The sequence below is a fragment of the Nosocomiicoccus massiliensis genome (assembly GCF_002871345.2).
In the GTDB taxonomy this organism is placed as follows: Bacteria; Bacillota; Bacilli; order Staphylococcales; family Salinicoccaceae; genus Nosocomiicoccus; species Nosocomiicoccus ampullae_A.
Map to the genome: position 1 here is coordinate 141,632 of NZ_CP136964.1, position 12,933 is coordinate 154,564.

General features: G+C 38.1%; 11 protein-coding genes. All 11 read left to right on the top strand.

What is annotated here, in order from left to right; all coding sequences use genetic code 11:
• Positions 1-10: 10 nt before the first annotated feature.
• The 11 genes from frr to CJ229_RS00780 all read left to right on the top strand — a co-directional run bounded on the left by frr (position 11) and on the right by CJ229_RS00780 (position 12,929).
• Positions 11-568, top strand: coding sequence for a ribosome recycling factor (gene frr / locus CJ229_RS00730; protein WP_068130493.1), 558 nt, complete (start codon positions 11-13; stop codon positions 566-568).
• Between the two features lie 109 nt (positions 569-677).
• Positions 678-1,427 carry an undecaprenyl pyrophosphate synthase gene (locus tag CJ229_RS00735; protein WP_070622092.1) on the top strand — a complete coding sequence of 250 codons (750 nt, stop codon included), beginning with the start codon at positions 678-680 and terminating at the stop codon, positions 1,425-1,427.
• Positions 1,417-2,202, top strand: coding sequence for a phosphatidate cytidylyltransferase (locus CJ229_RS00740; RefSeq protein WP_102167547.1), 786 nt, complete (start codon positions 1,417-1,419; stop codon positions 2,200-2,202). Before CJ229_RS00735 ends, CJ229_RS00740 begins: the two co-directional genes overlap by 11 nt.
• A gap of 11 nt (positions 2,203-2,213) precedes the next feature.
• Positions 2,214-3,341, top strand: a complete 1,128-nt coding sequence (gene dxr / locus CJ229_RS00745) for a 1-deoxy-D-xylulose-5-phosphate reductoisomerase (RefSeq protein WP_102167548.1) — start codon at positions 2,214-2,216, stop codon at positions 3,339-3,341.
• Positions 3,342-4,646, top strand: coding sequence for an RIP metalloprotease RseP (gene rseP / locus CJ229_RS00750; RefSeq protein WP_070710371.1), 1,305 nt, complete (start codon positions 3,342-3,344; stop codon positions 4,644-4,646). It abuts the gene before it with no gap.
• A gap of 4 nt (positions 4,647-4,650) precedes the next feature.
• Complete coding sequence (locus tag CJ229_RS00755; protein ID WP_102167549.1) at positions 4,651-6,342, top strand: proline--tRNA ligase; 1,692 nt, start codon at positions 4,651-4,653, stop codon at positions 6,340-6,342.
• 53 nt (positions 6,343-6,395) lie between these two features.
• Positions 6,396-10,658, top strand: coding sequence for a PolC-type DNA polymerase III (locus tag CJ229_RS00760; RefSeq protein ID WP_070710373.1), 4,263 nt, complete (start codon positions 6,396-6,398; stop codon positions 10,656-10,658).
• 106 nt (positions 10,659-10,764) lie between these two features.
• Positions 10,765-11,232, top strand: coding sequence for a ribosome maturation factor RimP (gene rimP / locus CJ229_RS00765; RefSeq protein WP_040929136.1), 468 nt, complete (start codon positions 10,765-10,767; stop codon positions 11,230-11,232).
• Positions 11,233-11,240: 8 nt separating this feature from the next.
• Positions 11,241-12,329: a transcription termination factor NusA gene (gene nusA / locus CJ229_RS00770; RefSeq protein ID WP_070457864.1), complete on the top strand. Its 1,089-nt coding sequence runs from the start codon at positions 11,241-11,243 to the stop codon at positions 12,327-12,329.
• A 13-nt stretch (positions 12,330-12,342) separates the two neighbouring features.
• Positions 12,343-12,627: an RNase P modulator RnpM gene (rnpM, locus tag CJ229_RS00775; protein ID WP_068130472.1), complete on the top strand. Its 285-nt coding sequence runs from the start codon at positions 12,343-12,345 to the stop codon at positions 12,625-12,627.
• On the top strand, positions 12,624-12,929 hold the full coding sequence (locus tag CJ229_RS00780) for a L7Ae/L30e/S12e/Gadd45 family ribosomal protein (RefSeq protein ID WP_068130470.1): 306 nt from the start codon (positions 12,624-12,626) through the stop codon (positions 12,927-12,929). Before rnpM ends, CJ229_RS00780 begins: the two co-directional genes overlap by 4 nt.
• The last annotated feature ends 4 nt before the right edge of the window (positions 12,930-12,933 follow it).

Genomic DNA, 12,933 nt, shown 5'->3' on the forward strand with positions numbered 1-12,933 from the left:
GGAGAAAATAATGGCTAACGACGTATTGAAACAAGCAGAAAAGAAAATGAACGACGCAATTGATGCGTTAAATCGTGAACTTGCAGGAATTCGTACAGCAACAGCAAACGCAAGTCTATTAGACCGCGTATACGTAAACTATTACGGTGCGGACACTCCGCTTCAACAACTTGCAAACATTCAAGTGCCAGAAGCGAGAATGTTAACAGTTACACCGTACGACAAAAGTTCAGTAGACGACGTGTTAAAAGCGATTCAATTAGCTGACTTAGGTGTGAACCCAACGTCAGATGGTACGATGATTCGTATTACAATTCCGCAACTAACAGAAGACAGACGTAAAGAATTAACAAAAGACGTTAAAAGCGTTGGTGAAAACTCTAAAGTCGTTATTCGTAACATCCGCCGTGATGCAAACGATACACTAAAGAAACAAGAGAAAGACTCTGAAATTAGTGAAGACGAATTACGTTCATTAGAAGAAGATGTTCAAGATTTAACAAATAAATTTGTGAACATCATCGACGAACGCGTAAAGGAAAAAGAAGCAGACATTATGGAAGTTTAAAAGTTTACAGGTAAGCATTCGCTTACCTGTATTTTTTAATGTTTCTTATGTTAAAATAGATTAATATGTACAGTCTGTACGTTTTTTAATTTTAACTCGGAGGCTACTTATGTTTAATGAGAAAAACTCGACCGATATAAATGGTCCAAACCATGTAGCGATTATCATGGATGGAAACGGCAGATACGCTAAAAGCCTTGGATTACCTCGAGTAAAAGGGCACGAACAAGGTATGGAGACTGTTCGTCGAATAGTCGTAGCTGCGAATCAATTAAATATAAAGTATTTAACGCTATATGCATTTTCTACAGAGAACTGGTCACGCCCACAAAGTGAAGTATCATTTTTGATGAAGCTTCCTGGAATTTTTATGAACAAATTCTTACCAGAATTGATGAGAGAAAATGTAAAAGTAGAGACGATCGGTGAATTTGATGAATTACCTTTACATACTAAAAAAGCCGTCTCTTATGCCGTCAATAAAACAAAAAACAATACGGGTTTAACGTTAATTTTTGCGCTGAATTACGGTGGTAGAAATGAAATTGTACGCGCTGTAAAAAATATCGCAAAAGACGTAGAAAGAGGGACTATAGAGTCATCAAATATTACTGACGAAACGTTTAGCACGTATTTATATACAAAAGACTATCCGGATCCGGAATTACTCATTCGTACGAGTGGGGAATATCGAATAAGTAACTTTTTATTATGGCAAATTTCGTATAGTGAATTATATTTTACAGATACGTATTGGCCGGAATTATCTGTTGAAGAGTTCAATTCGATTATAGAAAGTTATTGTAAAAGAGACCGAAGATTTGGTGGGTTAAAGGAGGAACGTCACGATGAAAACTAGAGTTATTACAGCAGTTGTCGCGTTACTCATATTTTTACCTCTTGTAATCTACGGCGGTATTCCATTTTTAGCGCTCGTTTACTTAATGTCTTTTGTCGCTTTATACGAAATCTTAAAAATGAATCGAATTCATATTTTCAGTGTGCCGGGTATTATGTCAATTCTCGCGTTGTTTTTAATCCTCGGACCAAATTCGACATTTTTACCAACAGTTGAAGCGTACCGTTTAAATTTACTCATCGTTATTGCGCTCGTTATGTTGTCGTTTACTGTTATATCTAATAACCGATTCTCGTTTGTCGACATGGGATTTTGTGTCATGAGTGTCGCTTATATCGGTATTGGATTTATGTATGCATATGAAACGAGAAATGCTGGTTTGATTTATTTAATGTACGGACTTTTAATCGTATGGACGACAGATACAGGTGCGTATTTATTTGGACGCGCCATTGGTAAGCGAAAATTATGGCCGCGTATCTCACCAAATAAAACGATAGAAGGTGCGCTCGGTGGGCTATTTAGTGCTGCAGTTCTTGCAGTAATATTTTCACTGACGGGTCTTTTAGATAACAATATGTTTTCACTCATCGTTTTAACGGTGATTTTAAGTGCATTTGGTCAAATGGGAGATCTCGTTGAATCTGCATTAAAGAGACATTTTGACGTCAAAGATTCAGGGACAATTTTACCTGGCCACGGTGGTATTCTAGACAGATTCGATAGTTTTATATTCGTTCTACCGTTAATGAATATACTACCGATAATTATTTAGAAGGTGACTTTATGAAAAAAATATCGATATTAGGTGTGACGGGGTCAATTGGAACTCAAACACTAGACGTCATAAGGTATAATAGTGATAAGTTTTCTGTAGAAGCAATTTCTGCAGGTCGAAATATCGAGATGTTAAGGCAAATTATTACAGAGTTTAAACCGAAACTCGTATCAGTCATGGACGAACGAGATGCGACATCTTTAAAAGGTGAGTTTACAGATGTGACATTTACGTACGGAAATGATGGTCTAGTAGACGTTGCGACATATGACGCGGATATATTAGTGACTGCGATATTAGGAAGTGTCGGACTCGTTCCGACGTTACGCGCAATTGAAAAGGGGCGTAAAATCGCTTTAGCTAACAAGGAAACACTCGTCGCAGCAGGTGACATCGTCATGAACCATGCGAAACAGTACGGTGCAGAAATTATTCCTGTCGATAGTGAACATTCTGCGATTTTTCAATGTTTAAATGGTGAAAAACTCTCTCAAGTTCGTCAGCTCATTATTACTGCGTCAGGCGGAAGTTTTAGAGATTTAACACGTGAAGAGTTAAAACACGTCACGAAAAAAGATGCGTTAAACCATCCGAACTGGTCGATGGGGCAAAAGATTACGATCGACAGCGCAACGATGATGAATAAAGGTTTAGAAGTCATCGAAGCACATCACTTATTTAATATACCAATCGATAAAATTAAAACGCTAATTCATCGTGAAAGCATTATACACTCGATGGTTGAGTTTACGGATAATAGTATAATCGCTCAACTTGGAAATAGTGATATGCGTACAGCGATTCAATACGCGATGACGTATCCAGACCGTATTTATAAAGACAATCCACTGGATATCAATACGTTATCGACATTAAATTTTGAACCGATGGACTTTAAGCGATTTAAAATGATTCAACTTGCGTATGATGCGTTAAAAGTTGGTGGAACGATGCCAGCGGTTATGAACGCAGCGAATGAGTATGCGGTGAACAGGTTTTTAAACGATGAAATTACATTTTTAGAAATAGAAGATATCGTTGAATCGAGAATGGCACACCATGAGGTTGTACAAAATCCAGACCTCGAAACGATTTTACATTATGATAAGTTATATAAGTCGGACTGGAGGGTTTAACTGTTGGTAGGTATTTTATCTTTTATAGTCGTATTTGGAGTACTCGTTACAGTACATGAACTCGGTCACTTATACTTTGCAAAACGTGCAGGTATCTATTGTCCGGAGTTTGCGATTGGAATGGGACCAAAATTATTTTCATACAGCCATAACGACACGTTATATACAATTCGTTTATTACCAGTCGGAGGATACGTTCGTATGGCAAGTGCGGATATGGAAGTGAACCCTTTAAACAAAGGGATGAGCATCGCACTAAAATTAAACGATTCAAACGAAATTACACACGTATTATTAGATGATAAACATAATTTTAACGACATCGAAGCGGTGGAAGTTATTGACAACGATTTTGTTGAGAAAATGACAGTGACAGCGAATCGCTATAGCGACAATAATATCGTCACGTACACGCTCGCAAAAACAGCGTATTTAGTAGAGAACGGACAATTAGAACGTATCGCAAGCTACGATGAGCGTTTTGAGTCAAAGACACCGTGGCAACGATTTTTAACATTGTTTGCGGGACCATTATTTAACTTCTTACTCGCATTTGTGTTATTTATCTTTTTAGCTTATGTTGTTGGTAAAACAGTCGATACACCGACTGTCGGTGAAGTATCTGAAGGGTCTCCAGCAGAAAAAGCTGGAATTGTCGCTGGTGACGAAGTGAAAGAAGTCAACGGTCAAGTCGTCAGTGACTGGACAGAAATGACACAAACAATCGCAGCAAACGGTGGAGAAGATAAACCGATTACGTTTAAAGTTGAAAACGACGGTAAGGTACGTGAAGTTGACATCGTACCGATGATTGAAGAAACAGAGACACCAACCGGTGACGTTGAGAAACGTTTAATTATCGGTGTGCGTCAAATGATGGCAGAACCTAAAAATATTTTCGAACCGATACTTTGGGGAACTGAAAGAATGATTGAAGTGAGTACGATGTTACTTACATTACTCGGTCAACTATTCTTATCGATATTCCAAGGTGAGTTTACATTTGATATGTTAAACGGACCCGTCGGTATTTATAAAGTGACAGAATCCGTCGCGCAGCTCGGCATTATTAGTTTAATCGCATTTACTGCGATGATTAGTGTAAACTTAGGGGTAATGAACTTATTACCAATTCCAGCACTTGACGGCGGAAGAATATTATTCGTCTTATACGAAGCGATATTTAGAAAACCGGTAAATAAAAAGGTTGCAATGAATATTCAAATTGCTGGTGTATTATTCGTTATAATGATTATGATCTTAGTGACATGGAATGACATCAAAGTATTTTTCTTAGGGGGATAATTGAATGAGACAATCAAAAATGTTTATACCAACGCAGCGTGAAGTTCCAGCTTCAGCTGAAAGTTTAAGTCACCAGTTAATGTTAAAGTCAGGAATGATTAAACAACTCGCGCGCGGGGTGTATACGTACTTACCAATTACAAAACTCGTACTACAAAACATCGAAAACATCGTACGTGAAGAAATGAACCGTATCGATGGAAACGAAGTTCAAATGCCAGTACTCGCACCGAGAGAATTGTGGGAAGAGTCTGGTCGCTGGGAGAAATATGGTAAAGAATTAATGCGTTTAAAAGACCGTCACGATAGAGACTTTTTACTCGGACCAACACATGAAGAAGTCGTCGTGGACTTAGTGAGAGACGAGTTACGTAGTTATAAACGTCTACCACTCACGATTTACCAAATCCAAACGAAATTCCGTGACGAACTACGCCCACGCTTTGGATTATTACGTGGAAGAGAATTCATTATGAAAGATGCGTATTCGTTCCACATCGACCAAGAGTCACTGTCTAAAACGTATCAAGATATGTACAATGCGTATGAAAAAATATTTACACGTTTCGGTTTAGATTTTAGAGCAGTTGAAGCAGATAGTGGTGCAATCGGTGGTTCACACACTCACGAATTTATGGCGCTATCTGAAATTGGTGAAGATACGATTGTATTCAGTGAAAATAGTGACTACGCAGCAAACATCGAAAAAGCAGCGTGCTTACGTCCTGAAGAAAAAAGCGATGATGCAGAAAAAGACATTGAAAAAGTAGACACACCGAACGTAAAATCATGTAGTGAACTTGCTGATTTACTCGGCATTGATTTAAAAGAAACGACGAAAACGATGGTCGTTAACGTCGATGGTGAACTTAAAATGATCGTACTTCGTGGAGATCACGAGTTAAATACGATTAAATTAAAAACATTCTTTAATTCAAATACAGAGCCAGAGCTTGCAGATGAATCAGATATTTTAGAAATTTTCAATGCACAACCAGGATCACTCGGACCAGTAAACAGTAAAATTCCTGTATATATCGATTATCAAGTAGAAGTGATGAAGAACTTCCCAGTTGGTGCGAATGAAGATAATTATCACTTTATCAACGTGAACTTAAAAGACGTTGAGGTCGAAGACGTCGGAGATTTCAGATTCATTACTGAAGGTGAAATGGCACCAGACGGTAGCGGACCAGTGAAGTTTAGAGAAGGTATCGAAGTTGGACAAGTGTTCGAGCTAGGTACTGAATATAGTGAAGCATTAAATTTAACAGTGTTAAACGAACGTGGCCAAAGTGTTCCAGTATTAATGGGATGCTATGGTATTGGTATTTCAAGAGCTTTATCAGCAATCATTGAAAAATACCACGACGAAAATGGAATTATGTGGCCGAAATCTGTCACTCCTTTTGACGTACACATCGTCATGATGAACGTTAAAAAAGAAGAGTTCGTAAATCCAGCTGAAGAATTATACGATTCACTATCTAAACAATATAAAGTGTTACTCGATGACCGTGATGAGCGTGCGGGTGTTAAATTTAACGACTCAGACTTAATCGGCATTCCAGTAAGAGTTGTCGTAGGGCGCGGTATTAAAGATGGTGTCGTTGAAGTGAAATTTAGAAATAGTGAAAAAACGCACGACGTTAAATTAGAAGACTTAGAATCATTTATAAACGAACATTATAACTAACAATACTACAGCGTAAATCGAGAGATTTACGCTTCTTTTTGGAGAGATGCTTTGTGGATTACAACCGGCAATTTAACATACTCTTACAACAGGCAAATATAGAAGACAATGAACAGTTAACTGGCGGGGAACTTAGAAAAGTAATCGTCGACGACAAAACGCGTGAATGGGAGTTTCATATACATTTTGAGACGCTGATCGATTACGCGGTATTTGCGTTTTTAAAGCAAAAAGTCGAAGAGACGTTTCGAAATATCGCAACGGTTCGCTTAAGAGTACATGCTAATGAATTCAAAGAGCGAGACATTTACGAGTATTTAAAAGAAGCGCTAGAAAATATCGAAGTGACTGAAAACTTTAAGCGCCAAATTAACAATTCGAAAATTATGTATAACGACGACACTTTAAAATTTAGTTTTACGAGTGACGTTACTAAAGAATATTTTGAACGAAAAATTAAAAACAATTTAATTTTAGAATATCGTTCATATGGCATCCTCATCTCAGACATCGTGGCAGATGTAGATTTTGATGCACAAACAAAAAACGATGAAAAACTCGATCAAAAAATTACGAATCATACAGAAAAATTATTAGAACAACATAAAAAAGAGAAAGAAAAAGAAGTATCGAAGCCTAAAGAAATCGTTAAGCAAATCGGTAAAAAACTTACGTTTGATGGCGTAAGAAAGATGTATACGATCGAAGATGAAGAATATAACGTCCGATTAGAAGGTGTAATTTTCAGTAAAGACGTGATACATACACGTACTGGAAAGCAAATTTTAAATATGAAAATTACCGACTACACGGATAGCATTCAAGTGAAACGTTTCGGTAACAAAGAAGAAGAAACTAACGTATTCGAAGCGCTGAATAAAGGGGACTGGGTAATCGTCGAAGGAAATATTGAGTACGATGACTTCGCAAAAGACCTTGTCATGAATTTACGTGCGTTAACGATTACTAAACCACCTAAACATGAAGATGATAGTGAAGAGAAGCGTGTCGAACTTCATCTTCATACGATGATGAGTGCGATGGACGGTGTGACGACAATAGAAGATTATATTGACCGCGCGGTTGAATACGGACATCCTGCACTTGCTATAACAGACCATAACAACGTTCAAGCATTCCCGAACGCATATAATTATGCTAAAAGTAAAGGTTTAAAAATGCTCTTTGGTATGGAAGCAAACATCGTCGAAGATAGTGCGAAACTCGCATTTAAAGATAGTCCAGTGCGTTTAGAAGACGCGACGTACGTCGTATTTGACGTTGAGACGACAGGGTTATCTAGTAGATACGATAAAATTATCGAACTCGCAGCAGTTAAAGTACATAACGGTGAAATCATCGACCGTTATGAAAGCTTTATTAATCCGCATGAACCGTTATCAGAGGTCATTAAAAACTTAACAGGTATTACAGATTCGATGTTAGAAAACGAACGTGAATTTGAAGATGTTCTCCCTGAATTTAGAGAGTGGGTCGGGGATGCGATATATGTCGCACATAACGCGACGTTTGACATGGGCTTCATTGATACGGCGTTCACTAAGCTTGGGTTTGGTCCGTCAGATAACCCTGTCATCGACACGTTAGAGATTACGAGAGTACTCAATAAAGACTTAAAACGTCATAACTTAGCAGCACTTGCTAAACATTATAACGTCGAACTCGTCAGTCACCATAGAGCGATCTACGACGCAGAAGCGACAGGTTTTATATTTATAAAGATGTTAGCGCAGTTAAAGAATGCGGGCATTGCCACACATCAGGATATTAATACGCTCGCTAGAGATGATGCGTTTAAGTTAAGTAAACCGAGCCACGCGACAATTTTAGTTAAAAACCAAATCGGTTTAAAAAACTTATTTAAAATTGTTTCAGATAGTTTAACAGATAGTTTTTACCAAGTACCGCGAGTGAGAAAGCACTTTTTAGACGCTCACCGTGAAGGGTTAATTATCGGAAGTGCGTGTGATAACGGAGAAGTGTTTCGAACGTTATTAGAAAAGTCATATGACGATGCACTTAAAAAAGCACGTTACTATGACTATTTAGAAGTGTTCCCGAAAGACTTATATGTTCATCTCTATGAACGCGAGTTAATTCGAGATGACGATATGTACGAAGAACTCATTCATAACATGATTAAAATCGGAGACGAATTATCGATTCCAGTCGTCGCGACAGGAAACGTTCATTATCTCGATAAAAAAGATAAAATTCGTCGCGAAATTATCATTAAAGGAAACCCTGGGAATCCGTTATCCCGACAAACGTTACCGGAAGCTCATTTTAGAACGACGACTGAAATGCTTGAGGACTTTTCGTTTTTAGGTGACGAACTTTCACGAAAAATTGTCATTGAAAATACGAACGAAATTAGTCGTTCGATTGACGAAGTCGAAGTCATTAAAAACGGATTATTCACACCAGAAATTGAAAATGCAAACGAAGAAGTTAAGGAGTTAACGTATTCAACAGCAAAAGAGATTTACGGTGATCCATTACCAGAAATCATCGAAGCACGTTTAGAAAAAGAGTTAAACAGTATTATCTCAAACGGATTTGGCGTCGTGTACCTAATCTCACAAAAGCTCGTTAAAAAATCACTCGATGACGGCTACTTAGTAGGTAGTCGTGGTTCAGTTGGTTCAAGTTTAGTCGCGACGATGATGGGGATTACTGAAGTTAACCCAATGCCGCCGCACTATATTTGTCCGAAGTGTAAGCATAGTGAGTTTTTCGACGATGGTAAATATAACTCAGGATTTGACTTACCCGACAAAAAATGTGAGAAGTGTAATGTCGAATTCATTAAAGAAGGTCAGGATATTCCGTTTGAAACGTTTTTAGGATTTAAAGGGGATAAAGTTCCAGATATCGATTTAAACTTTAGTGGAGAATATCAAGCGACAGCACATAACTACACGAAAGAACTATTCGGTGTAGACTACGTCTACCGTGCAGGAACGATTTCTACACTCGCAGATAAGACTGCATTCGGATACGTGAATGGATATATGAATGATCACGGACTTCATAAACGTAAAGCAGAAATCGATAGACTATCAAGCGAAAGTGAAGGGATTAAACGTACGACAGGTCAGCACCCAGGGGGAATTATCGTTATCCCGGATTCTATGGACGTCTTTGATTTTACGCCAATTCAATATCCAGCAGACGATACGTCGAGTGAATGGCGTACGACACACTTTGACTTCCATAGTATCGACGAAAACGTCTTAAAACTCGATATCCTTGGTCACGTTGATCCGACGATGATTCGTATGCTCGAAGATTTAACAGGCGTGGATCCGAAGACGATTCGAATCGACGACGAAGATACGATGAAACTATTTGAAGGTCCAGAAGTACTCGGTGTAAGTCGAGATGACATTATGAGTAATACTGGAACGTACGGCGTACCTGAATTCGGAACACCTTTTGTTCGTGAAATGTTAGAAGATACAAAACCAAATACATTTGGTGAGCTCGTTCAAATCTCGGGATTATCACACGGTACAGACGTTTGGCTAGGAAATGCGCAGGATTTAATCCGAAAAGGAATTTGTGACATTTCAACAGTTATCGGGTGTCGTGACGATATAATGGTTACTTTAATGTATAAAGGACTCGAGCCGAGTTTAGCGTTTAAAATTATGGAGAGTGTACGTAAAGGACGCGGACTTCAACCAGAGTGGATTGAAGCGATGAAAGCAAATGGGGTAGAAGATTGGTATATCGATTCTTGCTTAAAAATTAAGTACATGTTCCCGAAAGCACACGCAGCAGCGTACGTACTTATGGCAGTAAGAATTGCGTACTTTAAAGTGCATTATCCTAAAGAATATTACGCGACATATTTAAGTGTACGTGCAGCTGACTTTGATTTAATGACGATGACAAAAGACAAGTCGACAATTCGTACGCGCGTAAAAGAGATGAAAGACAACTATAATGAGTTAACGAAAAAAGAAAAAGACTTATTAATCGTTTTAGAAATTGTGAATGAGATGAGACATCGTGATATTAATATGTTACCGGTCAATATCGAAAAATCTCATCCAGAGCACTTCATTATAGAAGGCGATGCTTTAATCCCACCGTTTACTGCAGTACCAGGACTCGGGCTAAGTGTTGCAAGAAATATTGCTGAAGTGAGAAAACATGACCACTTTATAAGTAAAGAAGATTTAAATAAAAAAGCTGGAGTATCCCAAAAAGTGATCGATTATTTAACAGAACTTGGAAGTTTAGATCATTTACCAGATAAAGCACAGCTTTCTATATTCGACTTATAAATAATGATGTGTTATAATTAACTAGAAATAAAATGTTGTGGATTTGGAAAAGAGCGCACCATCGTGTCCGCTCTTTTCTTATGTTTTAAGCGAGGTGAACGTATCGGTGAATAAAAAAGAATTACACATATTTGAATTAGCAGAACCGGTTGTAGAATCATTGGACTACTCATTAATTGAAGTGGAGTACAAAAAAGAAGGTAAAGATTGGTTTTTAAGATTTTATTTAGACAAACCAGGTGGAATTACGTTAGATGATTGCGTACGTGGCAGTGAAGTACTTGCTGAGAAATTAGACGAATGGGATATTATCGACGGTCATTATTTCCTCGATGTCTCTTCACCAGGTGCAGAGCGTCCAATCAAAACTGAAAAAGATTTAGAGACGACTTTAAACAATGGTATTTATGTAAAAACGTACCAGCATATCGATGGTGAACAAGAATGGACAGGGATACTCACAGAGTACGATGACAGTTCGGTAACGATTAAGTATCGCGATAAAACGCGCGAAAAGACTGTAACAGTCGATCGTGACAAAATTGCTGTAATTCGTAAAGCTGTATTAGTTTGAATGGAGGAATAGTAGTGAATCAGGAATTACTGAATGCAATAGAATATATTCAAAAAGAAAAGAACATCCCAGTAGAAGTACTCGTTGAAGCAATTGAAGCGGCACTTTTAACTGCGTATAAAAGAAATTATAAAGAACATAAAAACGTCCGTGTAGAAATTAATATGGACACAGGAAACTACCGCGTTGTATCTAGAAAAGACGTCGTTGAGGAAGTAGAAGACGACACAGCAGAGATTGATTTACTCACAGCGAGAGAATACAACCCAGCATATGAAGTCGGTGACCCGTTTGATGAAGACGTAACACCTTCAGACTTTAACCGTGTCGGTGCACAAGCTGCGAAACAAGCAGTTATGCAAAGAATTCGAGATGCTGAACGTGAAATTTTATATGAAGAGTTTATAGATAAAGAAGATGAGTTATTAATCGGAACAGTCGATAGAGTCGACAGTCGTTTCGTATACGTCACACTTGGTAACACGGATGCTGTATTACCAGAGTCAGAGCGTATGGCAAATGAAGTCTACAAAACTGGCGATAAAATTCGCGTCTATTTAAACAAAGTAGAACAAACGACACGTGGACCACAAATTTACGTCTCACGTACACATCCAAATCTTTTAAAACGACTCTTCGAAGAAGAAGTTCCAGAAATTTATGACGGAACAGTACTGATTATGAGTGTCGCAAGAGAAGCTGGCGAACGTTCTAAAATTTCAGTATACGCTGAAAACGAAAACGTCGATGCAGTTGGGTCATGTGTTGGTGCAAGAGGTGCCCGCGTTGAAGCAATCGTCGACGAGTTATCAGGTGAAAAAATCGACATCGTATTATATGACAAAGATCCTAAAGTATACGTTAAAAACGCATTATCACCGTCAGAAGTGGTCGACGTAATTATTAATGAAGATGAAAAATCAACGACAGTCGTTGTACCAGATCACCAGTTATCACTCGCAATTGGTAAACGTGGTCAAAACGCACGACTTGCTGCGAAGTTAACAGGCTGGAAGATCGATATCGTTTCAGAATCTGAATTTAACGGTGATGCTGAGGATGAAGAAACTTTAGAAGAAACTGAAGTAGAAGAGTAGAGGTGTGACGTTTATGGCACGAAAAATTCCGATGAGAAAAGATATTTTATCTGGTGAAATGTTTAAAAAACAAGATCTTATACGAATCGTTAAAACGAAAGACGGCGAAGTATTTGCAGATGAAACTGGAAAGAAAAACGGTCGTGGTGCCTACGTCGTCAAAGATTTAGAAAAAGTAAACGATGCACGTGACAAAAAGGTTTTAGAAAGTAAACTCGGTGTATCAACAGAGGTGTTAGGCCCAGTGTATGACGAAATTATTCGTCTCATATACCGCGAGGATATTCCGAAGCGATGAATAAAGAGTTAAATTTACTCGGACTTGCAACACGTGCAGGAAAAGTAATTAACGGTGAACCTCTAACTTTAGATGGTATTAAACGTAAATCAGTGAAACTTGTTTACTTAGCAAGTGACGCTGGGAATAGTACAAAAAAGAGAATACGCGATAAAACAACAACTCAGTCAATTCCTTTAATTGAAGATTATACTAATCACGAGCTTTCACAAAGCACTGGAGCATATAACCGAGTGGTTCTCGGTGTGACAGATGTTGGCTTTAAAAAGAAGTTGTTAGAGTTGAATGAGAAAGGAACGTGATTCA

Coding starts and splice junctions, on each gene's coding strand:
- rnpM (WP_068130472.1), top strand. CDS start 12,343: ATGGCACGAAAAATTCCGATGAGAAAAGATATTTTATCTGGTGAAATG.
- CJ229_RS00735 (WP_070622092.1), top strand. CDS start 678: ATGTTTAATGAGAAAAACTCGACCGATATAAATGGTCCAAACCATGTA.
- CJ229_RS00780 (WP_068130470.1), top strand. CDS start 12,624: ATGAATAAAGAGTTAAATTTACTCGGACTTGCAACACGTGCAGGAAAA.
- frr (WP_068130493.1), top strand. CDS start 11: ATGGCTAACGACGTATTGAAACAAGCAGAAAAGAAAATGAACGACGCA.
- CJ229_RS00740 (WP_102167547.1), top strand. CDS start 1,417: ATGAAAACTAGAGTTATTACAGCAGTTGTCGCGTTACTCATATTTTTA.
- dxr (WP_102167548.1), top strand. CDS start 2,214: ATGAAAAAAATATCGATATTAGGTGTGACGGGGTCAATTGGAACTCAA.
- CJ229_RS00755 (WP_102167549.1), top strand. CDS start 4,651: ATGAGACAATCAAAAATGTTTATACCAACGCAGCGTGAAGTTCCAGCT.